The organism is Loigolactobacillus iwatensis, assembly GCF_003950295.1.
GTDB classification, from domain to species: Bacteria; Bacillota; Bacilli; order Lactobacillales; family Lactobacillaceae; genus Loigolactobacillus; species Loigolactobacillus iwatensis.
The window spans coordinates 39,737-63,651 of record NZ_RHNP01000002.1 but is presented as its reverse complement, the minus strand read 5'-3'; the positions used below and the strand labels follow the sequence as shown (position 1 = coordinate 63,651).

General features: G+C 43.1%; 25 protein-coding genes. 15 read left to right on the top strand and 10 right to left on the bottom strand.

The window, feature by feature from the left end:
* Positions 1 to 91: 91 nt before the first annotated feature.
* From narI to EKM98_RS01230, 4 genes are read right to left on the bottom strand one after another with little or no spacing between them, the layout of a single operon-like run.
* Positions 92 to 781: a respiratory nitrate reductase subunit gamma gene (gene narI / locus EKM98_RS01245; RefSeq protein ID WP_068281242.1), complete on the bottom strand. Its 690-nt coding sequence runs from the start codon at positions 779 to 781 to the stop codon at positions 92 to 94.
* On the bottom strand, positions 781 to 1,359 hold the full coding sequence (narJ, locus tag EKM98_RS01240; protein WP_125979938.1) for a nitrate reductase molybdenum cofactor assembly chaperone: 579 nt from the start codon (positions 1,357 to 1,359) through the stop codon (positions 781 to 783). Before narJ ends, narI begins: the two co-directional genes overlap by 1 nt.
* Positions 1,352 to 2,911: a nitrate reductase subunit beta gene (gene narH / locus EKM98_RS01235; protein ID WP_125979936.1), complete on the bottom strand. Its 1,560-nt coding sequence runs from the start codon at positions 2,909 to 2,911 to the stop codon at positions 1,352 to 1,354. The genes narJ and narH overlap by 8 nt, the downstream gene beginning before the upstream one ends.
* Positions 2,901 to 6,569, bottom strand: coding sequence for a nitrate reductase subunit alpha (locus EKM98_RS01230; protein WP_164512643.1), 3,669 nt, complete (start codon positions 6,567 to 6,569; stop codon positions 2,901 to 2,903). The genes narH and EKM98_RS01230 overlap by 11 nt, the downstream gene beginning before the upstream one ends.
* 568 nt (positions 6,570 to 7,137) lie before the next feature.
* Here EKM98_RS01230 and EKM98_RS01225 point away from each other — a divergent pair.
* From EKM98_RS01225 to EKM98_RS01160, 14 genes are all read left to right on the top strand, one after another.
* Positions 7,138 to 8,157, top strand: a complete 1,020-nt coding sequence (locus tag EKM98_RS01225; protein WP_125979933.1) for a HesA/MoeB/ThiF family protein — start codon at positions 7,138 to 7,140, stop codon at positions 8,155 to 8,157.
* Complete coding sequence (locus tag EKM98_RS01220) at positions 8,154 to 8,621, top strand: MogA/MoaB family molybdenum cofactor biosynthesis protein (RefSeq protein WP_125979932.1); 468 nt, start codon at positions 8,154 to 8,156, stop codon at positions 8,619 to 8,621. The genes EKM98_RS01225 and EKM98_RS01220 overlap by 4 nt, the downstream gene beginning before the upstream one ends.
* An 8-nt stretch (positions 8,622 to 8,629) precedes the next feature.
* Entirely contained in the window at positions 8,630 to 9,853 is a 1,224-nt protein-coding gene (locus EKM98_RS01215; protein WP_125979930.1) for a molybdopterin molybdotransferase MoeA, read from the top strand.
* Positions 9,832 to 10,335, top strand: coding sequence for a molybdopterin-guanine dinucleotide biosynthesis protein B (gene mobB, locus EKM98_RS01210; RefSeq protein WP_125979928.1), 504 nt, complete (start codon positions 9,832 to 9,834; stop codon positions 10,333 to 10,335). Before EKM98_RS01215 ends, mobB begins: the two co-directional genes overlap by 22 nt.
* Complete coding sequence (moaC, locus tag EKM98_RS01205) at positions 10,323 to 10,805, top strand: cyclic pyranopterin monophosphate synthase MoaC (protein ID WP_125979926.1); 483 nt, start codon at positions 10,323 to 10,325, stop codon at positions 10,803 to 10,805. Before mobB ends, moaC begins: the two co-directional genes overlap by 13 nt.
* A complete protein-coding gene (locus EKM98_RS01200; RefSeq protein WP_164512642.1) occupies positions 10,774 to 11,352 on the top strand; it encodes a molybdenum cofactor guanylyltransferase in 579 nt (192 codons plus the stop codon). Before moaC ends, EKM98_RS01200 begins: the two co-directional genes overlap by 32 nt.
* A gap of 2 nt (positions 11,353 to 11,354) precedes the next feature.
* A complete protein-coding gene (locus EKM98_RS01195; RefSeq protein WP_068279051.1) occupies positions 11,355 to 11,615 on the top strand; it encodes a hypothetical protein in 261 nt (86 codons plus the stop codon).
* A 71-nt stretch (positions 11,616 to 11,686) separates the two neighbouring features.
* Entirely contained in the window at positions 11,687 to 12,130 is a 444-nt protein-coding gene (locus tag EKM98_RS01190) for a GAF domain-containing protein (RefSeq protein ID WP_125979922.1), read from the top strand.
* A 73-nt stretch (positions 12,131 to 12,203) separates the two neighbouring features.
* A complete protein-coding gene (locus tag EKM98_RS01185; protein ID WP_125979920.1) occupies positions 12,204 to 13,232 on the top strand; it encodes a sensor histidine kinase in 1,029 nt (342 codons plus the stop codon).
* A gap of 241 nt (positions 13,233 to 13,473) precedes the next feature.
* Entirely contained in the window at positions 13,474 to 14,127 is a 654-nt protein-coding gene (locus EKM98_RS01180; protein ID WP_125979918.1) for a response regulator, read from the top strand.
* 539 nt (positions 14,128 to 14,666) lie between these two features.
* A complete protein-coding gene (locus tag EKM98_RS01175) occupies positions 14,667 to 15,428 on the top strand; it encodes a flavodoxin family protein (protein WP_125979916.1) in 762 nt (253 codons plus the stop codon).
* A gap of 36 nt (positions 15,429 to 15,464) precedes the next feature.
* Complete coding sequence (locus tag EKM98_RS01170) at positions 15,465 to 15,728, top strand: hypothetical protein (RefSeq protein ID WP_068279074.1); 264 nt, start codon at positions 15,465 to 15,467, stop codon at positions 15,726 to 15,728.
* Between the two features lie 5 nt (positions 15,729 to 15,733).
* Complete coding sequence (locus tag EKM98_RS01165) at positions 15,734 to 16,714, top strand: hypothetical protein (RefSeq protein ID WP_125979914.1); 981 nt, start codon at positions 15,734 to 15,736, stop codon at positions 16,712 to 16,714.
* A gap of 38 nt (positions 16,715 to 16,752) precedes the next feature.
* A complete protein-coding gene (locus EKM98_RS01160; protein WP_125979912.1) occupies positions 16,753 to 17,730 on the top strand; it encodes a polyprenyl synthetase family protein in 978 nt (325 codons plus the stop codon).
* A 58-nt stretch (positions 17,731 to 17,788) separates the two neighbouring features.
* On the opposite strand, the gene EKM98_RS01155 is transcribed toward EKM98_RS01160, so the two are convergent.
* Positions 17,789 to 19,231 carry an o-succinylbenzoate--CoA ligase gene (locus tag EKM98_RS01155; protein ID WP_125979910.1) on the bottom strand — a complete coding sequence of 481 codons (1,443 nt, stop codon included), beginning with the start codon at positions 19,229 to 19,231 and terminating at the stop codon, positions 17,789 to 17,791.
* Between the two features lie 9 nt (positions 19,232 to 19,240).
* Entirely contained in the window at positions 19,241 to 20,062 is an 822-nt protein-coding gene (gene menB, locus EKM98_RS01150; RefSeq protein WP_068279083.1) for a 1,4-dihydroxy-2-naphthoyl-CoA synthase, read from the bottom strand.
* A 42-nt stretch (positions 20,063 to 20,104) separates the two neighbouring features.
* Between menB and EKM98_RS01145 the strand changes: the two genes are divergently transcribed.
* A complete protein-coding gene (locus tag EKM98_RS01145; protein ID WP_125979908.1) occupies positions 20,105 to 20,485 on the top strand; it encodes a PaaI family thioesterase in 381 nt (126 codons plus the stop codon).
* Between the two features lie 224 nt (positions 20,486 to 20,709).
* On the opposite strand, the gene EKM98_RS01140 is transcribed toward EKM98_RS01145, so the two are convergent.
* From EKM98_RS01140 to EKM98_RS01125, 4 genes are all read right to left on the bottom strand, one after another.
* Entirely contained in the window at positions 20,710 to 21,888 is a 1,179-nt protein-coding gene (locus tag EKM98_RS01140; protein WP_125979906.1) for a nitrate/nitrite transporter, read from the bottom strand.
* A gap of 5 nt (positions 21,889 to 21,893) precedes the next feature.
* Positions 21,894 to 22,889 carry a GTP 3',8-cyclase MoaA gene (gene moaA / locus EKM98_RS01135; RefSeq protein ID WP_068279089.1) on the bottom strand — a complete coding sequence of 332 codons (996 nt, stop codon included), beginning with the start codon at positions 22,887 to 22,889 and terminating at the stop codon, positions 21,894 to 21,896.
* A gap of 365 nt (positions 22,890 to 23,254) precedes the next feature.
* Positions 23,255 to 23,494, bottom strand: a complete 240-nt coding sequence (locus EKM98_RS01130; RefSeq protein WP_225418499.1) for a MoaD/ThiS family protein — start codon at positions 23,492 to 23,494, stop codon at positions 23,255 to 23,257.
* Positions 23,494 to 23,901, bottom strand: coding sequence for a molybdenum cofactor biosynthesis protein MoaE (locus EKM98_RS01125; RefSeq protein WP_068225757.1), 408 nt, complete (start codon positions 23,899 to 23,901; stop codon positions 23,494 to 23,496). Before EKM98_RS01125 ends, EKM98_RS01130 begins: the two co-directional genes overlap by 1 nt.
* Positions 23,902 to 23,915: the final 14 nt, after the last annotated feature.

Genomic DNA, 23,915 nt, shown 5'->3' with positions numbered 1-23,915 from the left:
AGTAGCTACAGAAGTCAATTCGGCCATTTCATGGCCAAATCGCCTTCTTAGGCTAATCCTCAGAATCTTAGCGCTCTTTTTTTCGCTTCTTTTAGATTTGTGGCTTTTTTCGGTAAACGATGAAGCGGCGGAAAATATACTGCCATGGCAACGCTAAAGCGTGGACTAGGCGTGTATACGGGAATGCACCGAAAATCATGAGACCGAAGACAACGTGGCATTTATAAAGTAATGGCACGTTTAACATCAGTCGAAAATCGGGGTGGAACATGAATAATTGACGTACCCAAATTGCTAATGAGGTCCGGTAATTAAACGACGGATTCATTGGACCAGCAATAAATGAAGATGACATCCCCAACGTGATTTCAATCGTCAAAGCAGTGATGATCACAAGGTCACCGATTGAGCTGGCGTGAAAAACTCGGTGGTTATGGTAGCGGCGGAAACACAGAACGTAAACACCCACGGTTGCCATAATACCAAAGACGCCACCAGCGCCCAGCGCAAACATATGGTACATCTCATTGCTAATCCCCAATGCATCGGTCCAAGCCTTAGGAATGAAAATTCCAGCAATGTGGCCAAAGAACACACCAATAATCCCAACGTGAAATAAAATACTACCAATCATTAAAGTCTTTTTTTCTAAAATTTCGCTAGACTTTGCCGTAACCGTTGGGTGGAAAAAGGCAAACCGAATAATGGTACCGAAGAAAAACGAGCCTAGCATGAGGTACGGGTAAAAAGTCCATAAAAGGAACTGAAACGGGTGCGCCATCATGAGCGAGCCACCTCCTGTTGCGGAACAATGCATGATTTAAATTCCTGACGCAAAAGTCGAACCAACTCAAGGTAATCCTCGTCGGCGTACTCAACTTCATTTTGGATAATGTTATAAGTGCCATCTTCAATAACTTGGAAAACTAGGCCAATATCCTGCTGGCGTTCATCCTGATCCCACTCACCGTAGGATAAAAACTCCAGCATCAACGGAAAGTAATCGGCCAATTCATCGCCATCAACGGACACCCCAAACATCTCGTACAACATTTTAAGCTTAGCCAATAACTGGCCGCGCTCACGGGAATCCTGGTAACGATAGTAACTCAGATAAAGCGTAAAGCGTTTATTTAACTCAAATAAATTCGAGTATTCTTTTTGAAGATTAAATAACGACTTTGACTGCATTTTTTCAATCCATTTAACAAAAGCCGCCTTGTTTTCAGTTTCGGGATAATCCCGCTGAAAATCACTCAAAAATGTCGGTAACATGACTTCATCATCCGGGTAATCTAGCAAATGTGAAAAATAAACAAAACCCGGCCGTAATTCGTCAACTCGTTGAATATTAATCACGCCAGATCCCCCCATAGAATGTTTCTGAGTAAATTTCGGCAGTCGATTTTCCTTCTTCCGCCTTCTTGAACATACTGCTATGTTGTGGTGCTAAGGAACAGCCTTGGCATTCGTCATAGCCTAATTCGCCTTGTTCTGCGTAGCCATCCTCCACTTGTTCCTTGTGATTTTGTGGAATAACGAAACGATCTTCGTATTTAGCAATGGCCAATAATCGGTAAAGTGACGTTGCTGTCCGCTCGTTTAAATTAACGCGGCCTAACTTGCTAACGTCAAAGTCCTTACCACTTGTCCGTGCCCGCATGTACAAACGCATCATCGCTAATTTGTACAGCGCGGCTTTGATAACTTCCTTATTACCACCTGACAATAAGCTAGCTAAATAATCAACGGGGATCCGCATTTCGTCAATTCCTGGGAAAATCATTTCAGGATCATTGATCGAATCGCGGCCTTCAAAGTAGTTCATGATTGGTGACAACGGTGGAATGTACCAAACCATTGGCATTGTGCGGTATTCAGGGTGTAACGGGAAGGCAATCTTTTCTTTGACGGCCATCCGGTAAATCGGTGAATTTTGCGCAGCTTTGATCATTTCATCGTTAACACCGTCTTTGCGTGCCTGTTTGATGACTTCAGGATCATTTGGATCTAAGAATAAACTTAATTGTGATTCGTATAATTTAGTGTCATCAGGTTCTTCAGCAGCTTCAGCCACGCGATCAGCGTCATATAAAATGGCACCAATGTAGCGAATTCGGCCAACACAAGTTTCGGCACAAACAGTTGGCATGCCTTCTTCAATCCGAGGATAACAGAAGGTACATTTTTCAGCCTTATTTGTTCGCCAGTTAAAGTAAACTTTCTTGTAAGGACAGCCAGTCATACAAAAACGCCAGCCACGGCAGCGTTCCTGGTCAACCAAAACGATCCCATCTTCATCACGTTTATACATGGCACCTGAAGGGCAAGAAGCCACACAAGGTGCGTTTAAACAATGCTCACATAAACGTGGTAGGTACATCATAAAGGCCTGCTCAAAATTAGCCTTAATGTCAGTTTCAATCTTTTGCATGTTAGGATCTTGATCAAACGTATTGGTTGATCCAGCTAAATCATCATCCCAGTTAGGGCCGCCTTTAAGGTCCATGTAGTCACCGGTAATTTGCGATTTTGCCCGGGCAACGGGCTGATGTTTCTTTTCGGGACCAAAAAGTGTTTGGTAATCGTAGGTCCAAGGTTCGTAGTAGTCATCTAATTCAGGCATATCTGGTTGGTAAAAGATCTTGCCTAAAGCAATCTTGTTAAGCTTATTCCCAGCTTTTAGCTGTAGTTTACCTTTGCTATTTAATTCCCAGCCACCATGATAATGGCTTTCATCTTCCCAGCGTTTGGGATAACCAACGCCAGGTTTAGTTTCAACGTTATTAAACCACATGTACTCTGCCCCAGGACGGTTTGTCCAAGTATTTTTACATGTAACGGAACAAGTATGACAACCGATACACTTATCCAGGTTCAGAACCATGCCGATTTGCGCTTTAATCTTCATTCCATTTCACCTTCTTAAGCTTTCTTACTTTGACGTATAAATCACGCTGGTTCCCAATTGGTCCGTAGTAGTTAAAGCCGTAACTTAACTGCGCGTAGCCACCAACCATTTGCGTTGGCTTAATGTGAATTTGCGTTGGTGCATTATGACTACCACCACGGTTACCGGTAATTGTCGATAATGGTTCCTGAATTTCCATATCCTGTGCGTGGTACATGTACATGGAACCTTCAGGCATCCGGTGACTGACAACTGCCCGGGCGGTAACAACACCATTTCGGTTATATAACTCTAGCCAATCATTATCTTTAATCCCCGTCTTGTCGGCGTCCACCGTGCTAATCCAAACGTTAGGCCCACCACGGAACAGGGTCAGCATTTCCAGATTATCGTAGTAGGTGGTATGAATATTCCACTTACCATGCGGTGTCATGTAACGCAGCGTCAACTCATTATCATCGGGCTCAATTTTCGTATCCTTTGGCCCCATAACCATTGGCGGCAAGGTTGGCTTGTAAGCGGCCAACTCTTCACCATATTCTTGGAAAACTTCGTGGTCTAGGTAAAATTGTTGCCGACCAGTTAGCGTTCTAAACGGTACTAACCGCTCAATATTAACGGTAAACGGTGAATAACGATCGCCATCGTGCTTTGAACTACTGAAGACTGGCGTCGGAATGGCCTCCCGGGGTTGAATCGTAATGTCCTTAAAGGTCATTTCATCTTCCGCCCGGCCAGCACTAATATCAGTTAACTTCATGCCGGTCTTTTCTTCAGCACTCTTCCAAGCTTTCATGGCAACGTGACCATTAGAGGCACTGGAAAGTACCAAAACAGCCTCAGCAACTTTTTTATCTTGATCCAATTTTGGACAACCAGCATTTAAGCCTTCATCAAAAACGGAATTCCGATCGCACAATTCCTTGTATTGATCCTCAACATTGTAGGAATAACCAAGGCCGCCTTCATTGCCGTTAGCATTGGGTCCTAAGGCAACGTATTTGTCGTAAACTTGGCTGTAATCACGTTTGATTAAGGATAGACTTGGCATCGTTTGCCCAGGAATTGCCTCAATCTCGCCTTTCTTCCAATCTTTGATTTCACCAAATGGTTGGGCAATCTCGGCCTTGGAATCATGGCCTAACGGTTGCGTCTTCAAATCGTAAACTGGATCAGGCATGTATTTTTTCGCCATTTCAGAAAATTTCTTCGCTAAATCAGCAAACGTCTGCCAATCACTCTTTGATTCCCAAAGTGGATTAACTGCGGCATTGAATGGGTGAATAAATGGGTGCATATCAGTTGATGACAAATCTTCTTTTTCATACCAAGTTGCAGCTGGCAGAACAACGTCAGAGTAAAGTGGCGTCGTAACCATCCGGAAATCCATCGAAACTAACAAATCAAGCTTGCCTTCAATTGTTTTATCGTTCCACTTCATTTCGGTTGGCTTAAAGTTATCGTTTGATTTAGCTAACAAACCATTTTCGGCACCAAGCAAATGTTTCATGAAATACTCTTGACCCTTACCAGAAGAAGCAAACAAGTTTGACCGCCAAACAAACATTCCTTTAGGCTGGTTTGCGTTAGCATCTGGATCTTCAGCTGCAAAGTTCAAACTGCCTTGTTTTAATTCGCTAACCACTTTTTTACTAATTTCACCAATATCAGTTGTGCCGTAATCCTTCGCAAAATCAAGTGAGTTGCGATCAAATTGCGGGTAGCCAGGTAACCAGCCTAAACGAATCGCCAACTGGTTATAATCGGCTGGGTGATCGTAGCCGTGTTTAGTGTGCTTAACTGGTGATTTCAGCGCGCGATTATCTAATTCATCGTACTTCCACTGATCACTGGCAAAGTAGAAGAAAGACGTCCCATTTTGCTGGCGCGCGCCACCTTTTTGCCAGTCATTAGCAAAGGCAATCGTGCTCCAACCTTCTTGTGGGCGTAATTTTTCCTGACCAACATAATGGGCCCAGCCGCCGCCAGAGACACCTTCACAGCCGCAAAGCATTAGCATATTAATGATTGCGCGGTAAGTCATATCGCTGTTAAACCAGTGATTAATGCCGGCGCCCATAATAACCATTGTTTTACCGCCAGTATCTAAGGCATTTTGCGCAAATTCACGGGCGATTTGAATCACTAAACTAGCTTTAACACCAGTAACTTTTTCTTGCCAAGCTGGTGTATACAAGCTGTCAGCGTCATCGTAACCCTTAGCCGCCAAATCATCGTCGGCCTGGCGTTTAATGCCATACTGACTCATCATCAAATCAAAGACCGTCGTTACTAATTTACTACTGCCATCTTTTAGTTGGACCGAACGAACGGGTAAGTGACGGTTTAAAACGGTGTTACCGCTTTGATTGAAGACTGGAAAATCAACCACAACGTTAGCGCCTTCCGTCCCTGCACTTAGTACAGGTTCAACTGGATTGCCAGCAGCGTCCTTCAACGTCAGATTCCACTTGCGGTTATCTTCCCAACGTTGCCCAATTGTGCCGTTTGGTACGACTGGCTGATTGGTATTCTTGTCCCAAACAACGGTCTTCCAATCGCCATTAACAATTGGCTGATCGCTTAAATCACTAATACGGACAAAACGGCCAGACGTATAGTGACTGGCATCGGCCGCACTAGGATCAAGAAAGACGAGGAACGGTAGATCTGTATATTGTTTAACGTAATTAGTAAATTGTGGTTCATCGCGCTTATTGTAGTAGTCATTTAAAATAACGTGGGTCATGCCTTGCGCTAACGCAGCGTCAGTTCCAGGATGTGGTGCTAACCAGTTATCCGCAAACTTAACGTTTTCAGCGTAATCTGGGCTGACGGAAACGATTTTAGCACCGTGGTAACGAGCCTCGGTCATGAAATGAGCATCTGGTGTCCGCGTTAACGGTACATTTGAGCCCCACATCACGATGTACTGACTGTTATACCAATCACTAGATTCAGGGACATCAGTTTGTTCACCCCAAACCTGTGGTGATGCTGGCGGCAAATCAGCGTACCAATCATAAAAACTCAACATTTCGCTACCTAATAAGGAAAGGAAACGTGCGCCTGATGCGTAGCTAATCATTGACATTGCAGGAATTGGTGAGAAACCAGCAATTCGGTCTGGACCATATTTCTTCAACGTATAAATCAACATTGCCGAAATTAATTCCAAGGCTTCATCCCAGTGAACTCGAACCAAACCACCATGACCACGGGCACTCTTGTAGTACTTCGTTTTTTCAGGATCTTCAACAATGCTTGTCCAAGCGGCTACTGGATCGCCGGTCTCAGAATTAGCCTTGTCCCAAAGTTCCCATAATTTACCCCGAACGTACGGATATTTAATCCGAACTGGGCTGTATTCATACCAAGAAAAGCTTGCCCCACGAGGACAGCCACGTGGTTCAAACTCTGGCATATTCGGACCACACGACGGGTAATCTGTCGATTGGTGCTCCCAAGTAATGATGCCCTGCTTAACGTAAACGTTCCAACTACACGAGCCAGTACAGTTAACCCCGTGTGTTGTTCGCACAACTTTGTCATGGGACCAACGCTGCTTGTAGAGTTTCTCCCAACGGCGGTTGTTTTCTTCTAGTTGCGTAAAATTACCGTTAAATTTTTCGACCCGCTTGAAAAAACGAGATTTCACAATCCCTCACGTCCTTTCCAAATCTTAATTTTTAATAGATAGCCATGTTTTTAGTTCGAAAAAGGACTGCTTTTCCGATAAAACTCATTCGTAAAAGTAAGACTTTTCCCTAATGTTCACAATATCATGTGTGATGCTATACTTCGATTAGGGAATTGCCCGATCTTTCGCAAAAACAGGAAATTTTAGTCCTTTTTTGTGCTAATTTTAGTTGGAATGTAAGAGATTTCATTTTATTGATGGGGCTAACCTATTTTTCTAAAGGCTGTTAAGGCTGAATTAACTCAGATGTAGGTGCTTATTAAGCTGTTTTTTACGTCTGGGGCGTTAGAAACTAATTAACCGTAAAAGTAGCCTTTTGTCTAAGACGTGTTAACGCTAATTTGTGTAAACGTGCTTGAAAAAGCAGATTCCTGCGGTTAGCTACAACAGCCAAATCACCTTTTTCAAAGGTAATTCGTCTGTTTAGGCTAATCCTCAGAATCTAAACGCTTTTCCAAACACTCTCTAGGCTAATGCTCAGAACCTGGACGCCTTTTGCGGCACTCTGAAAGGAGGACATCCACTAATGGATCGTTACGATCGGCAAGCGCGCGTCAAACAAATTGGCGCGGCCGGGCAAGCTAAAATTAGTGCCAGTACCATTTTAATCGTTGGGTGCGGCGCTTTAGGCAGCTATGCAGCCGAACAGCTAGTTCGCGCAGGCGTTAAACAACTTTACTTGGTTGACCCGGACACTGTTAGTGAAACCAACCTCCAACGACAAACGCTTTTTACTGAAATTGACGCCGCCCAAGCCAATTTCAAGGTTGAAGCGGCCGCACATGTGCTTCGGCAAATTAACCATGAAGTGGCCGTCACCACTTTCCCGGTTGAACTTCGACCGGAATTGTTGGCCCAAATGGACAAGCCAACCTTGGCTTTAGATTGTACCGACAATTTTAGCGTGCGCGACACACTTAATCGATTGGCGCTAAACCAACACTTTCCTTACATCTTCTCTGGCTGCGCTGGTGTTTCCGGTAATTTAATGTTCATTGACCCAAGCCATGGCCCTTGCCTCAACTGTGCCTTTCCCAATTTGGCCCAGTTAAAAGAGCGTGATTGCGATGTTTTAGGCGTTGCAACCCCGCTAATTCCGTTAGTTTCAGCACAACAAATTGCCCTGGCCATGCGCTACATTGTTGAAGGCCACGTTGCCAATAACCAGTTGATGACCATCAGCTGTTGGCCGGCAAGTCAGCAACAATTTCAAATCAAAAAACAGTCTACTTGTCCAATTTGTAGCCAGGAAAAAGTGGCGGTTCCAGTAACTGATCGCACGTTACTGCGAACCATGTGTGGTAGTCAGGCTTATTCCGTTTATTTGCCTACCACAGTACCATTAGCCGCAATCAGCAACCTACTAAAAAAGGAGCACGTCACTTTTCAGGCCACTAAAGCCTTCATCAATTTTCAGTGGCACGGTGCAACTGTTAGTTACTTTAAAACGGGCAAGCTACACTTATATGATTTAGCCAACAAAAACGCGGCAGAAATCGTTTACCGCGATTTGTGGCATTTATTCAAAGGAGCAATTCAATCATGACAACCGCCGCAATTTTAACAATCAGTGATACCCGAAGTCTGGCCAGCGATAAAAGTGGTCAGTACATCAGCCAGGCTTTGGCCGAACAAGAAGTTAAAATGGCCAAACGTTTAGTTGTGAAGGACGACGTTGTTGAAATTCAAAGTGCCTTTTTACAATTAGAACAGCTAAAAATTGATTTATTAATTACAAACGGGGGAACGGGCATTGCTAAGCGCGATGTTACTTTCCCAGCCCTTGAACCCTTATTGTCCGTTCCAATTCCAGGTTTTGGCGAGGCCTTTCGCAGTCTAAGCTACAGTGAAATCGGCTCGCACGCGTTAGCTTCCCGGGCAATGGCTGGTTTTAACACCCGGGAACAACTTTGTTTTGTTTTACCTGGTTCAACCAACGCTTGCAAAACGGCGCTCAATCAATTAATTTTGCCGGAATTTAGTCATTTATTATTTGAAAGACGAAAGTAGGTTATTAAATGTTAGATCGTAGAAATCCAATTACACTTGAAGAAGCACAGGCCAAATTAGCAGCACTTCCCGTTTACCGCCGAACCGAGGAAATTTCGATTGATCAGGCCAATCACCGTATTTTAGCGGAAGATAGCCGCGCAACTTATGATTATCCAAATTTTCGTCGTTCTGGCTACGATGGCTACGCAATTCGCAGTGAAGACGATCATGACTACCCAAAGATTTTCAAAGTTCGCGGCGAAATTCAGGCCGGCGCAACTTTCGATGGTGATCTTGGTGAAAACGAAACGGCACGCATTATGACTGGCGCCTTTGTTCCAGACAACGCTGGCAAAGTTATTATGCTTGAACAAACCCGCGCCGTACCAGATCGGCCAGAGCAGGTCAAAATTATGGTGACTGGCAAAAATGACAATATTACCCCAGCCGGCTCAGAATTTAAACAAGGCGATCTTTTAATCGCGGCTGGCACGGAACTAAATCCTGGTGGTTTAAGTCTATTAAGTGCCTTTGGCCAATCCAAAGTGCTAGTCTACCGCCAACCACGCGTGGCATTAATCACAACGGGAACTGAATTACTTCATCAAGGTGATCAGCCACAACCCGGTAAAATTTTTAATAGCAACGGTCCAATGATCGCTAATTTGGTCAAAGAAAGTGGCGCCATTTTAACTGAAGAAATTCAGCTACAAGACGACTATGAATTACTAAAATCCAACCTAAAAAGATTGCGTGCCAATAACGATGTTGTCATTACCGATGGCGGCGTTTCTGTTGGCGACTTCGACTACTTGGCCGAGGCCGCTCGCAATTCGGACGAACTTTTATTCAATAAATTAAAATTACGACCAGGTAGTGTCACAACTGCTTTTGTTGACCAAAATACTTTAGTCATGGCCTTATCAGGTAATCCTGGCGCTTGCTTTACTGGCTTTTATTTATTTACTGAACCAGTTTTACGCCGTTACGTTGACCAAGCCTCTAAGTCACAAAAAGTCACCGCCATTTTGGAAAAGCCGTATCACAAAACAAACGGCTACGATAAGGTATTACGGGGAACTTACCGCTTGGCAGCAGATGGCCGCTATTACGTTCAACTTAACGGCAGCGATCGTTCCGGCGATCTGGGCAATTTACAATCAACCACTTGCTTATTCAAAATTCCCCACAGTCACGAACCAATCGCGTTAAACGCCGAGGTGGAAACATGGTTACTCCCTTTCAAGTAGTCGGCTTTAAAAAAAGTGGCAAAACAACAACGATTCAAAGCTTTCTGGCCGTGTTAAAACAGCGCGGGCAACCAGTTATTGTGCTAAAACACGACGCCCACAATGCCAGCATGGATCAGCCACAAACGGATACCGCTAAGTTTAGTCAGGCTGGCGCGGCAACCACCATTTTGGCAACCGCTCAGGGTATCATGCTCCATCAGAAAATAACCGAACAACCGAAGGCGGCCGACCTAGTGGTACAGTACCGCCAGGCTGATCAATTCTGTTTGCTTGAAGGTTTTAAAGAAGCTAATTATCCAAAATTAGTGCTGGTACGCCCAGGCGAAAAAGTAAGTGATTTTACGCAATTAACCCACGTTTTGGCCTTTGCCAGTCTCACCCAGCCTGAATTTTCAGACTGTATTGATTTTTCAACAACAACTAAGCGCGAAGCTTGGTTTAATCATTTTTTACAAGGAGGACAAACATGGCCGAATTAACCCACTTCAACGACCAAAATCGTGCTAAAATGGTGGACGTCACGCAAAAGGACGTCACCTTTCGCATTGCTAAAGCAACTGGCCAAATCATAATGCAGCCGGCAACTTTAGAACGCATTCACGCTGGTACTATGAAAAAAGGCGACGTTTTGGCCGTCGCCCAAGTTGCGGGAATTATGGCCGCTAAAAAAACCAGCGACTTAATTCCCATGTGCCACTTAATTCCTTTAACCGGCGTCGATATTCACTTTAGTGACGACGACAAAACCACCATCACGGCAGTTACTACCGTTAAAACGAAACACGTTACTGGCGTTGAAATTGAAGCCCTAACTGCCTGTGAGATTGCCCTATTGACCATTTACGATATGTGTAAGGCAATTGATCGCGGTATGATAATTTCTAACATTCACCTTGTTGAAAAAGATGGTGGTAAAAGTGGCCACTTTGAATTTAATGACGAGGCCTAAAAAAACAATCGGCCTTATTTTGGCCGGTGGTAAATCACAACGTTTTGGTCAAGACAAGGCTCTGTTTACCGTTCCTGAAATTGGCCAGCCTAACATTCAAGTCGCCACCAATTTACTACAACCATTTGTTAGTCAAATCATTGTTGCCGCAAACACAACCAACAGTACCGCAATCCGGCAGTTATTACCGGCCACGGTTGAAATCATCCAGGATCAGCAGCCCTTCTTGGCCGCTGGTCCCTTAGGTGGCTTGTTTGCGGCTACTAAGCAGGCCACCGCCAAGCAAGATTATTTACTCTTGCCCACCGACTATCCCTGGTTGACACCACAGATTTTACAGCGGCTACTGGCGGTAAATGATAGTTTCGTCCAAACACCAGAATACAATCACTATACGTTGGCGCACTTTAAAACTAGTCATCAAGAAGTGGCGGCAGCCTTGGCCCAAGATCAGCGGCGCTTACAAGTATTCATTAAGCAACGTTGTCGACCACTAACCTTTTCAACTAGTCAAGCCTTCACAAATTTAAATACTTGGGAGCGATAATTATGTTAACTAAAGAAGATATGAGCGACGCTGATTTTCAAAAATTACTCCAAATCACCTTAATGGATTTGCGAATTCGGCGAACATTACTGGAAAATGATATTGCAGATCAACGCGCTGACCTCCGAACTTTAGAACAAGACGAGGCCATTGAAAAATTAGAACAGCAAATCCAACCAATTCGGCGCGACTACGATCACTACCATCAATTTATTGATCCAGAAGTAAAACCAGCTAAAGACAGTTATTTTTCTGCGGATTAATGAGCCTAAAAATCGAAATGTCCCGAAAAAAGAACCCAAATATGCTATACTCAGAAAGGAGTGACACTGATATGGGTGATGAAGAGATCGCAAAAGAGAGCGTCTTCAATAATCTTGTTCAAACTATCTACCACCAAGAAGATTTCGATTTTGTTAGTATAGCGTTGCAGGAAGTAACGGGCCTACGGAAAATCCGTTGGCGCTTTGCTGCTGGTAACACTAACGAACGTTTTCGGCGAATCGTTTTACGAAGTGGTATCGGCATTGCTGGCCTAGTTGTTCGCACCGGTGAGCCGTTTATTGAAAACGACCTTGAACACCATCAATATACCGATTATATTTCCTGCCCAATCACAATGGTAGAGCATCTAACCAATGCCGTCGCAATCCCAATTTTGGATAGCGATCAGTTGGTCAGCGGTGTTTTACTTGCTGGTTATCGTAATCACCAACGTGTCACTGTTCACTCCAGTCACGTGTTGCAGGAATACTTAACGCATTCCAATAATTCTTAACTATTCACGTGATGAGGCTTACCTTGTCACGTTTTTTTTCGCTATTTTATTTTTTACCTTGGAGGTGAAAAAATTGTTAGAATCTGCTAATTGGGTTGAGAAAAACTTCAGTGAAACGGCCGATGCTATTTTCATTTTTCAAGACGATCAACTACTAGTTTCTAACCAAGCAGCTCAGACACTACAGGCTGATTATGATTTGAGCACCACTTACATTACTGAACTTATGCAGGCCGTCGTCAAACAACAACGAACAAAAACTGATGACTGTTTCAACTGTGTTGTCAAAGGAATGGCCAAGACTTCGGTTCCGCTTACCTTAAAGTCAAAGGACGGCCAATCTTTCTCCTTCTTTGTGGTTTATTCTGAGCTAGATCACGCCAAAAAAGTCTACTCATTAACGCTAAAAAGTGAGGCGTTAATGCAACGAATGGATCAATTGGCCCAACAACGAAAGTTAGTCCAGTACGTTAATCGTGCTCATGAGGAAGAACGAAAACGTCTGTCACAGGACTTGCACGATAGTATTGCTCAAGGTGTCTATTCTGCCATTATGGGTATCCGTCATTTGGATCCGGCAACTAGTCACACTGATGATGCTGCTTTCAATCACCAAACCAAGTTGATTGAAAAGCAGTTATACGAAACACTTCAAGAAGTGAAAGGAATGGCCTTAGATATTCGGCCCTCCGTCCTTGATAGTTTTGGTTTAGAGTCCGCGTTAAAGGCCCTAGCAAAGCGTTTAGAAGAAAATACCGGAATTGCTATTATGGTAGTTTCACATAACGCCGATCAGCTTAATTTGGTGGAAGATGTCCAAACGGTCCTCTATCGCATTGCACAAGAATCCATGACCAACGCCATCAAACACGCTTCGGCTAATGAAATCAACCTCATGCTAGTCGCTCACGACCACCGAATTAGCTTAGAAATAATTGATGATGGATCAGGGTTTGATGTTCAAAAACACCTTAGTTTTAATGGGCACTCACTGGGCCTAATGAATATGAATGAGCGTGTCAAAGCCCTAAACGGCGTTTTTCAAATCAACTCTAAAATTGGTGAAGGCACAACTGTCAAAGCCGAATTTCCCATTGCTTAATCTTACAGTATAATTATGGGCTAAATCAGGTTTAAGTAACAAGATACAGGAAGCTGCTTTTTAAAAATAGGGAGTGTTTGGAAAGACCCCAGGTTTTGAGCATTAGTCAAGATTGTGTTTGGCAAATACTAGTAAAAGCATTTACCAAACACAATTTAGTGCCTTAATTACAGTTACTGTCTCAATTTAACCCAAACTTAGATTTGGCTCATTTCAATTTGTTACTATGGAGGCCACGCACTTGCACAAGGTATTAATCGCCGATGACCACGCAATTGTTCGCAGTGGTCTGTCATTTCTTATTAATCAGCAAGCCAATTTTCAAGTTGTTGCCCAGGCAGCAAATGGTAATGAAGCTTTTCTTCAGATTGAGCGCGCTGACGTTGATATTATAGTTCTTGATTTAAACATGCCACCTGGTGAAAGTGGGTTAATCACGACCCAACGAATCCGCGAGCGCTACCCTAAGATGGGGATTGTCATTTTATCAATGCATGAAGAACAGGAATACATTGACAAAGCGATGCAAAACGGCGCTAATTCGTATGTTCTAAAAAGTTCGTCCGATGATGAATTATTAAGCGCGCTTAAATCCGTAGCTAATCACCAAACCTACGTTGATCAAAATATTATTTTGACCAAAACGGACTTAGCTGAAATCAATTCACAAAAAGTTAATGTCAAAATGAAAGGATACGCAGATCTCTCTAGCCGCGAAAAGGAAGTTCTTCCCTTAATTGCGCTTGGCTATTCAAATAAAGAAATCGCGAAAAAATTATTTATCTCAACCAAAACCGTTGAAGCCCACAAAGCTAGCATCAACCGTAAATTAGGCTTTAAGAACCGGGTAGAATTGGTTCATTACGCTTTGCACCACGGACTGATTGATTTTTAAAATGACAATATTAAGCCTGGATAATTGTTCCAGACTTTTTTTGGTTATCTTGGCAGAATGGCTTAGTGAAAATTTTTCTATTCTAAACGCGCTAAAAGGACTAGATTCCTGCGGTTAGCTACGTTTGCCGACCTATTTTGATGGAAACGTGTTTGGAAAAGCAGATTCCTGCGGTTGCCATGTTTCAACTTGGCGGTTTTCGCCGTAGTTGAATGGACAACGTATGAAGCATCTAGATTATTAGCGTTTTGTGCTAATAATCCTCAATTGCGTAATAGTAGCTACAACAGCCAAATCACCTTTTTCAAATACGACTTGGGACAAGTTTTCTATTCTAAACCCGCTAAAAGGACTAGATTCCTGCGGTTAGCTACGTTTGTCGGATCATTCGCTGCGCAAATAATCCGGCAAACTAGGCTAATCCTCAGAATCTCCCAGTCCTTTTAGCGCTCTTTTGGGTAAAACCCTAATAGTCGTTCGGTCCGATAATCGTTATGCTATTAGATGAAGATTGTTACATAAAGTTGGAGTGATCAATTGTGAAAGTTTTAGGTATTCTAGGTTCTCATAAAAAGGATGGTATCACGGCGCAGTACCTGGCCGCGACAGCTAAGGGAATCCCGGACGCAGACAGTTATGAACTGCTGTATCTTGCTGACTATGATATCAAACCTGATACAGGCCAGGAAAATCCTGTTTTAGATAAATTAGAAACCAAGTTACAAGAAAGTGATTTTTGGATCATCGCCGCACCAACTTATTGGGGTGCGTTATCCGGCATCATGAAGAACTTCTTTGATTGTATGCGGCCGCGGATGGTACGCATGACTAAGAAGGCAGACACTTTACCCGCTCAGTTTAAAGATAAACATTATTTATCGATTACGACTTGTTTTATTTCCAGTTTTGAAAATTTCTTCACTGGAATTACTGACGACACTTTCAAAACAATTGATCGTGCCCTTACCGGCGCAGGCTTAATCAAGGTTACCGAAATTGTTGGCACTGGCACTTGGAACCAAGAAAAGGCTGATCCGCAAAAACTAGCGTTATGTGAACGTTGGGGTGCAAAAATAACCGCTAAAAAGAAAAAGGATGATAACACATTGAAACGATATCTAGAATTATTTTGCATGATTGCCGCAATGGCACTTGTTACAATGGGACTACAACAATTAATTTTTGGCGTTTTCGCCGCCGGTAAGTTCTGGGCAACCTACGTTTCATTCGTATTAATTTTCTTTATTTTATTAGCATCATTACTACACTTCTTCACTTTTCTCCGCCACAGAAGACGTTAAGTCGTTACAATTGACTCATAAATAGGAGGACTCATCATGGCACACAATGTTAGTCGAACCGAAGAACTCACTGGCATCCTAAATGACGTTAAGCGGCACCGTTTTCGCAGCGCCCGCAGTATCAATCCGGCATCAATGCTTTACCAAACGGCTCAGGATGCGGTCGCTGAAAAATTTTTACGTAATGCCATAATTGAAGATGGCACTGACAAACCAGTTGCCAGCGTTGATTTACATAACGCCGAACTAACTGAAACTGGCGAAACTTTTTTAGCTGAACATCTGCCACAAAAGGACTGATAATTATGGATATTCAAGATAAATTAAACGCAAAATATGAAAATGTACCAATTTACACTTCTGGCTTTTATGCCGATCCTGAAAACACGTTGCAAAACCAATCCAAATTAATGACTGCTCTAAAGGCGTTTATTAAAAATCAGGATGCAGGGTCACCTTTTGCGCTACAAATAATGACAACTAATTCCGAGTTAACCATCGCGCCACTCGGCCTATTAGATTTGCAGGAATTACGTGACTACACCGCTAAAAAGCGCAAAGAAGAAGGCACAATTGCTAGTGATGAAACTCTGGCGCTGCCTTTAGTCGTGCAATTTGAGCCCCACACTGAAAACGCAAAGGTTCAACGTGAAATTGTTACCACAACTGACGACCTATTTAAAAACTTTAACCAAACTTTCCCTAAAATTTGGGACCAGGTTAACCTTTTTTTGGAGGCCAATCAGAAATTATTAGACGATGTCGAAAATGATTTAATTATCGATAGTCAAAAAATTCAGCCCAAATTTGCGGAACAGATCCAAAAGCTTTCACTTGCCGAACGTAAAAAAACAGTCGGTTTCGAATTGCCTGACAGTGACGTCGAACAATTTTCTCGTTACATGTCCGACAACCAAGAAATCAAAGCAATCGCAAGTTCTGCCGCTTCATTTGCTCAAAACGAGATTGTTGCTGACCAACTATTTGCGCAAGCAATGAATGATCGTGTTTTGCGTAATACTTTCTTTTGGGACCTAGATAATACTTTTTATGAAGTTTTTTATTACTATTTAATCAAATATAGTAAAAGTAATGGTAAACTTGAAAAGCACTTGTATCACATTAAAGATAGCTTAATTTCAATGATGCGTAACGATGCTATGCAAAAAGCTAATAAGCAAACGCAAAATCCAAAGGCAAAAGTTGACTTTAATAATTACTTTACTGACATTTTTATGCCAATTTCTGAGCATTTAACTGCTGAAATTGCTAAATTTAACGTATAATAAGTAACTAGATATTAAGAAAACAGAGGTATTTCCCTATGGCGCTTCAAATCTGGGATGATTTTCCCACCATTCAAACTAAATTAACAGCTTTGACACCTTACTTGATTGAAGCTGCACGAATCAAACAACCGGCAGTGAATGAGCGGGTACAGTCTTTGTTGCGTCATGGTGGTAAGCTAATCCGCGCTGGACTATTTTACTTGTTCAGTGAATTTGGACCTGACCAAAATGAGGAAAGACTGCAAGCTGGTGCTGCCGCAATTGAATTATTACATTTGGCAACCCTGATTCACGACGATGTCATTGATCAGGCGCCTGAACGCCGGGGAACGCAGACGGTTCATACGCGGGTTGGTAATCGAAACGCAATCTACGCTGGTGATCTATTATTCACACTATATTTTGACCAAGTCTTAAAATCAGCGGAAACTTTTAATGACATCGCAGTTAATACCCACGCCATGCACGGTATTTTGGACGGCGAGTTAGATCAATACGATCTGAACTATCATTTAAAGGAAACGGTGGATCAATACTTAAAAGAGATCGAAGGCAAAACGGCAAAGCTCTTTGCCCTTGCCTGTGCCCAAGGTGCTAAATTGGCCCACGCTGACATGATTATTGTGGAATCGGCAGAACAAATTGGCCGTTCGATTGGCTTGGCCTTCCAAATTTTAGATGACGTTTTAGATTACACTGGTGAACAACAAGATATTCGTAAACCAATCCTTCAAGACATTCAACAAGGAATTTACACATTACCGTTATTGTTTGCCCTTGAGGCACAACCAGAAAAATTACGCCCGTACTTAAAACGGGGTATTCAGCTAACCGAGGCTGATTTACAAACAATTCAGGACTTGGTCACAAAGAGTGATGGCGTTGCTCAAGCACGCACCATGGCCAATGAATTAACTGACCAAGCCTTATTGGATATTAAAATGTTACCGGAAACGCCTGCACGCCAGGCACTAGAAACATTAACGCGCCGATTATTACAACGTGAACAGTAACCAACAAAATAGCGCCAGCTAAACCAAAATTAATTTTTTAGCTTAGCTGGCGCTATTTTTATAACTTGTTTTGCTGATAATGGGCGTTTAGTAGTCGCCGGCGCTGAATTTTACCGCTTGCCGTTCGCGGAAAATCTTCCACTTGGTAAAATACCACGGGTACTTTATAGTGGGCTAAATGTGCCCGCCCATATTCACGTAACGCCGTAGCTGTCAGCCTAGTTCCGGCCACAAAGGCAATTGGTCGTGCGCCCCATTTTTCATCCACCACACCAACAACCACTATTTGGCTTAATTCTGGAAAATTAACGTAGGCCGCTTCAACCTCGTTAGGGAAAATATTTTCACCACCAGAGCTAATCATGTCGCCTTCTCGACCCTTAACAAACAGGAATCCTTCTGCGTCCAGATAACCTAGATCGCCCGTTTTAAACCAGCCAGCCGCCAACAATTGCTTATTTTTAGCCGGCCGCTTTAAATAACCTGGCGTTAATGTAGGCGACTGCAAATATATTTCACCAACTTGGCCAGGTTGGCTTGCTCCCTGGATTCGAACGCTAACTGGGAATAACGGCTTGCCAGCCGAACCAATCTTGCGTGGTGCATCCTTAAAACTCAACGCGACTACCTGGGAAGCCGTTTCGGTCATGCCATAAGATTGAATCACCGGAATTTGCCGTTGTTGGCACACTTCTAGCGTTTCTCGATCAATTGGCCCACCACCAAGCAGTAAACAACGAAATCGCGGATTGTACGGTACCACAGGTTGCAGCGCCAATAATTGTTTCAACATATACGGCACTACTGACATTGTTGTCACTGGCTGCTGGGCCAAGGCCTGCGCAACTTTTCCGGCGTTAAATTGATCAAACAGTGTAACGGTCATTCCGTAAATCAAGCCGCGCATCATGATCGAAAAACCACTGATGTGAAAAATAGGTACTGCACATAGCCAATTATCATCAGTTCCTAAACCAAGATTTAAGGCTGAACCCACCGCAGAGTAAAAATGATTTTTAAACGTTTGCTGAACACCCTTGGGCCGACCAGTTGTTCCTGAAGTGTACATAATAGTCGTTACTTGATCTTCAACAAAGTCACTAATTATTTGTGCCCTGGCCGCTTTTATTTGACGCAAAGCGGTGAAAGTGAGCTGTTGTTCAACTTTTAATTGATACTGTGCCACTAACTCATCGCTAACTAAACACAGCTGAATCTCCGCATCATCCAGCTGAAACTGTAACTCGTCGCTGGCCAAGCGACTATTTAACAACACTAGCGTACGACCAAGTTGCTGTAAGGCCAAAATAATCTCGTAACCAGTCAGATTATTCCCGGTTAAAACTGCAACTCGTTTCGGTAAATGTTCCAGACCAGCTAAATGCTTTGCCCACTTTTGGACGTCTTGATCTAATTCCTGGAAAGTTCGTTCTTGCCCATCAAATACTACCGCCGTTTGTTTTGGTGAAAGCAAGACACGCTTAGTTAACCAATTCTCCATCTGCCCGGCCTAAGGAAACTTTGGAAATTGCTTAAAATCAGGCTTGCGTTTCTCATTGAAAGCATCGCGGCCTTCCTTGCCTTCATCAGTCGTATAAAACAACATTGTTGCGTCGCCACCTAATTGTTGTAGGCCGGCCAAGCCATCGGTATCAGCATTCATTGCTGCTTTGATAAAACGCAAGGCCGTCGGTGATTTCTGCAAAATTTCGTTACACCAATCTAGCGTAACGGATTCAACTTCGGCTAGCGGTACCACTTTATTAATCCAATTCATCTGGTAGGCCTCTTCGGCGCTGTAAAAATGATTTAAGAACCAAACTTCCTTGGCCCGTTTATGCCCAATTACTCGTGCTAAATAGCCAGAACCATAACCGGCGTCAAAACTACCCACCTTAGGGCCAGTTTGACCAAATTGGGCATTATCGGCGGCGATCGTTAAATCACAAACTAGCTGTAAAATGTTACCCCCGCCAACGGACCAACCTTTAACCATTGCAATTACTGGTTTAGGGATAATCCGAATTAGGCGTTGTAAATCAAGCACGTTCAACCGGGCAATTTTATCCGGACCAACGTAGCCGCCATTGCCGCGAACCCCCTGATCACCGCCTGAAGAAAAGGCCTTATCGCCAGCACCAGTTAAAATAACCACGCCAATTGATGAGTCGTCCCGGCAGGTGGTGAAAGCATCGATCATTTCCTCAACCGTCACTGGTGTAAAAGCGTTCATCCGCTTCGGTCGGTTCATCGTTATCTTGGCAATACTATCGGCCCGTTCAAAAATAATCTCCGAGTAGTCTTTTACCTTTTCCCATGTTACTGTGGTCATATATTATCCACTCCATTTCTAATCGATTGTGAGGACACCATTATGAATCTAATTGAATTATTAGGTATTGAAACAGTTAAACAAACCGCCGAACAAGTTGTCTTGCGTTTACCGGTTACTGACCAATTGAAACAACCTTTTGGCCTCGTTCACGGTGGCATTAACGCCGTTCTTGCTGAAACCGCTGCAAGCCTTGGTGCCAACGAAAGTGCCCAGGCATGGCATAAAATTGCTGTTGGTGTAGATCTAGAAATCCACCATTTGCGAGCGGTTCAAGCCGGCACCCTAGAAGCTAGTGCAACACCAATTCATGCCGGTAAGACACTGCAAACGTGGCAAGTTGAACTAACCGAAACAACCAAACAAGTCGTCACCGCCAGTGCTACGGTTACTTTGCTGCTTAAAGACCAAGCGAGTGTTTGAAAAAACGGTTACGCCATATTTAGTCCGGAACATACCAGCAAAAATAAGTTTACACCAAACTCAGATCAGAATAAAAGCCAAATGCTGTCCCAAAAAAGTAAGTTCAACCAAATAAAATATGGCCCAAGAAGCAGCCTTTGCGTTTTCACCTAAATTTTTCACCATTTGGCTAATCAACTATTAGGCTCCCCGCAAAACTTCGGCGCTCCTTGAACCACTCTTTTCTAGCTTTTAACAATAAACGATCCGCCACGAATAAATTTCTGCCATAAAACGTACCAGCAGACAACGGCGAATAACGCTAATAACCAAAAGCCCCACGTATAGCTACCAGTTGCCTGTTTTAATGTTCCTAGTAGAATTGGTGGAAAATAGCCGCCTAAGCCGCCAATGGCACCAACAAAGCCTGTTACAGCACCTGTGTTACCTTTGGAGACGTAAGGAACCATTTTGAAAATAATCCCGTTACCAAGTCCAGCCGTTAAACCAATTAAGACTAAACCAATCAAGAACAGCATCATTGTGCTTAAAGTTAAGCCCATTTCAACTGCAAAGATAGCAATTCCAATCAATACCCACTGTAAGAGTGCCATCGGTCGGAAATGATCGGATAAAACACCGCCAACTGGGCGAACAATCGTACAAAAGCCTGAAAAAACGGCCGCCCAGAGTCCAGCGTCAACGGCATTCATTTTGAAAAGGCCGCCTAAAAGTGTTGGTGTGAGATTACTGAAAGACATGAATAATCCAAATGTTAACGCGTAGAATAAGGATAAGTACCAGGTATTCGCATCTTTAGCCACTGACAGAGAATCCTTTAAAGTCTTACTCTTATCAACTGGCATTTCTTTACATAAAACTGCAAAAAGAACAATTAAAACAACCAAAACACCGATCAGAAAATTGTAAACCGACGTAAAATTCCATTTAGCCGCAATTCGTGGCAACGTTAAGGCCGCCACGGCATTACCGATATTACCCAAGCTAGCAATCCCTAGCACTAAACCTTGGCGTTCCGGTGGAAACCAAACTGAAACGTACGAGATCCCTACGGCAAATGAGGTTCCGCTCATCCCAAGTAATAGTGCAACAAATAATAGCATTCCAAATGAGTGAACTCGTGGAACTAAGAATAATGGAATTAAAACAAAAATCATTAAAATGATGTAAACCTTTTTACCACCATAACGATCGCTTAAAATCCCAACTGGAATTCGCATAATTGATCCCAGCAATACTGGTGTTGCTAACAACAATGTCCGTTGCGATACTGACAGTGAAAACGTCTGCGCAATTTGTCCTGCTAATGGTGCGAAACTCGACCAAGCCATAAAGCAGCCCACCATGGCCAAAGTTCCCATGGTTAGTGCCATTACGGCATTAAATTTGCTTGTTTTCTGCATAAGTACTATCCTCCAATTTGACTCATATGACGCCAAGTAGGGGCTTTGTTGATCACCTTGTCTGCATCAGTTAAGGCCATTTCATGATTCAATGGTTTATTATCTAATGCCTGTTGAATTAGCCGCTGGAACTCTGGCTTATCCGGAATCGCTTTACGAATATTAATTTCTTCCCCCCAGTACAAGCAAGCTTTTACATAACCATCCGGGGTGATCCGCAGACGATTACATGTTTCACAAAATTTATTACTAATCGGGTGAATTAAACCAAAGCTCCCCGTAGCGTCCTTAATTTTGAAGTTCTCAGAAGGGCCATTACCGCGCAAAGTGATCGGCTGATACTCAATACCATTCTCCTGGCAAACGTCAAATACACTCTTTAAGCCAACGTATTCTTTTTTCCAAACCTCTTTTGAATTACCAATTGGCATAAATTCAATAAAACGAATATTAACGTTGTGGTCGCGAGTATAATTCAGAAAATCTAAAATCTCGTCATCATTTTGGTTTTTGATCACTACCACGTTAAGTTTGATCATAAAACCAAGTTTGCTGGCAACTTCAATGCCTTTTAGAACTTGCTTAATATTACCACCACGCGTGATTTTCTTATAACGATCCGCCTTAAAGGTATCCAAACTGATATTAAGCCGATCCAAGCCAGCTTCTTTAAGCGCTTCCGCCTTACGTGCTAAGTATAGCCCATTAGTGGTCACAGAGATATCGTCAATTTCTGGAATATCGTGCACTCGACTAATAATTTCGGCAACGTCCGTCCGCAAAAGTGGTTCCCCGCCAGTAAAACGAACTTTTGAAACGCCCATTTCAGCAAAGTTCTGAACCATTTGAACGATTTCGTCTTGCGATAAAACACGATCTGACGGGAAAAATGGTAAGCCTTCCTTAGGCATGCAATAAACACAGCGCAAAGGACAGCGATCCGTAATTGAAACCCGGATATAATTATGTAAACGATCGTAGCGATCATAAAGTTGTTTCATATTTAAAACCTACTTTCTAAAGTTTTTAGGGAGTGTTGGCAACAGATTCAATGTAAATGTGTTTGAAAAAGCAGATCCCTGCGGTGACCGAGACGAACTTAGTCGAGGAAACACAGTTACGGACTTTATAACTGTGCTCCTTGGCGGTTTTCGCCGTAGTTGAATGGACAACGGATGAAGCATCAGGATTATTAGCGATCTGGGCTAATAATCTTCAATTGCGGAATAGTAGCTACAACAGCCAAATCACCTTTTTCAAAGGTAATTCGTCTGTTTAGGCTGCGATTCGGACTTCGGTTTATCCTAGTCCGATCGACATCGTTAGTAATCCTCAGAATCTAAGCGCCTTTTCAAACACTCTCTAGTTAGCCCCCACTAACTGGCGGAATCAGTGCAATTTCATTAACTTGTTGCGCCTGAAACTGTTCGGTTGTCACAAAGGTTTGATTAACCGCAACCATTGAATCCTTGATCACGCCCATTGTTTGGGGAAATTGGGCCACCATCGCCTGTTTGATTTTATCGGCCGTGATTGGCTCACTAACCTTTAAGTGGACCTGGTCGCCCAATTGTTCGGCGAGAATGGCAAAAAGTTTAACTTCCATTATGCTGGACCTCCCCACCTAATTTGATCAGTATCAAACTCCTTCTTCCAAATTGGAACGTGCTGCTTTAATTCGTCGATCAATGATTCGCACCACGTGAAAGCCTCAGCACGGTGCGCTGCTGCTACACCAACAAAAACGGCCTCGTCGGCTAACTTTAGCCGGCCAATCCGATGAACAATTACAACGTTGGCGCCCTTTTGTTCAATATTAACTGCTAGCTTTGTGAGCTCCTTGATTGCCATTGATTCGTAGGCAGTGTACTCAATCTCTTGGGTTTCAACATCCCCGGTCCACTGACGAACTGTACCAGAAAAAACAACGATTCCACCAAACTGTGGATCTTTTACTTTTTCATAAAGCGCATTAACGTCTAACGGCTCTTTTGAGATTGCAATATAATGCACATTTGCCACCACCT

Bases quoted from the DNA above. Each gene is read 5' to 3' on its own strand.
- narI (WP_068281242.1), bottom strand. From the start codon at position 781: ATGGCGCACCCGTTTCAGTTCCTTTTATGGACTTTTTACCCGTACCTC.
- narH (WP_125979936.1), bottom strand. From the start codon at position 2,911: ATGAAGATTAAAGCGCAAATCGGCATGGTTCTGAACCTGGATAAGTGT.
- EKM98_RS01225 (WP_125979933.1), top strand. From the start codon at position 7,138: ATGGATCGTTACGATCGGCAAGCGCGCGTCAAACAAATTGGCGCGGCC.
- EKM98_RS01220 (WP_125979932.1), top strand. From the start codon at position 8,154: ATGACAACCGCCGCAATTTTAACAATCAGTGATACCCGAAGTCTGGCC.
- EKM98_RS01215 (WP_125979930.1), top strand. From the start codon at position 8,630: ATGTTAGATCGTAGAAATCCAATTACACTTGAAGAAGCACAGGCCAAA.
- mobB (WP_125979928.1), top strand. From the start codon at position 9,832: ATGGTTACTCCCTTTCAAGTAGTCGGCTTTAAAAAAAGTGGCAAAACA.
- moaC (WP_125979926.1), top strand. From the start codon at position 10,323: ATGGCCGAATTAACCCACTTCAACGACCAAAATCGTGCTAAAATGGTG.
- EKM98_RS01195 (WP_068279051.1), top strand. From the start codon at position 11,355: ATGTTAACTAAAGAAGATATGAGCGACGCTGATTTTCAAAAATTACTC.
- EKM98_RS01190 (WP_125979922.1), top strand. From the start codon at position 11,687: ATGGGTGATGAAGAGATCGCAAAAGAGAGCGTCTTCAATAATCTTGTT.
- EKM98_RS01170 (WP_068279074.1), top strand. From the start codon at position 15,465: ATGGCACACAATGTTAGTCGAACCGAAGAACTCACTGGCATCCTAAAT.
- EKM98_RS01165 (WP_125979914.1), top strand. From the start codon at position 15,734: ATGGATATTCAAGATAAATTAAACGCAAAATATGAAAATGTACCAATT.
- EKM98_RS01160 (WP_125979912.1), top strand. From the start codon at position 16,753: ATGGCGCTTCAAATCTGGGATGATTTTCCCACCATTCAAACTAAATTA.
- EKM98_RS01155 (WP_125979910.1), bottom strand. From the start codon at position 19,231: ATGGAGAATTGGTTAACTAAGCGTGTCTTGCTTTCACCAAAACAAACG.
- menB (WP_068279083.1), bottom strand. From the start codon at position 20,062: ATGACCACAGTAACATGGGAAAAGGTAAAAGACTACTCGGAGATTATT.
- EKM98_RS01145 (WP_125979908.1), top strand. From the start codon at position 20,105: ATGAATCTAATTGAATTATTAGGTATTGAAACAGTTAAACAAACCGCC.
- EKM98_RS01140 (WP_125979906.1), bottom strand. From the start codon at position 21,888: ATGCAGAAAACAAGCAAATTTAATGCCGTAATGGCACTAACCATGGGA.
- moaA (WP_068279089.1), bottom strand. From the start codon at position 22,889: ATGAAACAACTTTATGATCGCTACGATCGTTTACATAATTATATCCGG.
- EKM98_RS01130 (WP_225418499.1), bottom strand. From the start codon at position 23,494: ATGGAAGTTAAACTTTTTGCCATTCTCGCCGAACAATTGGGCGACCAG.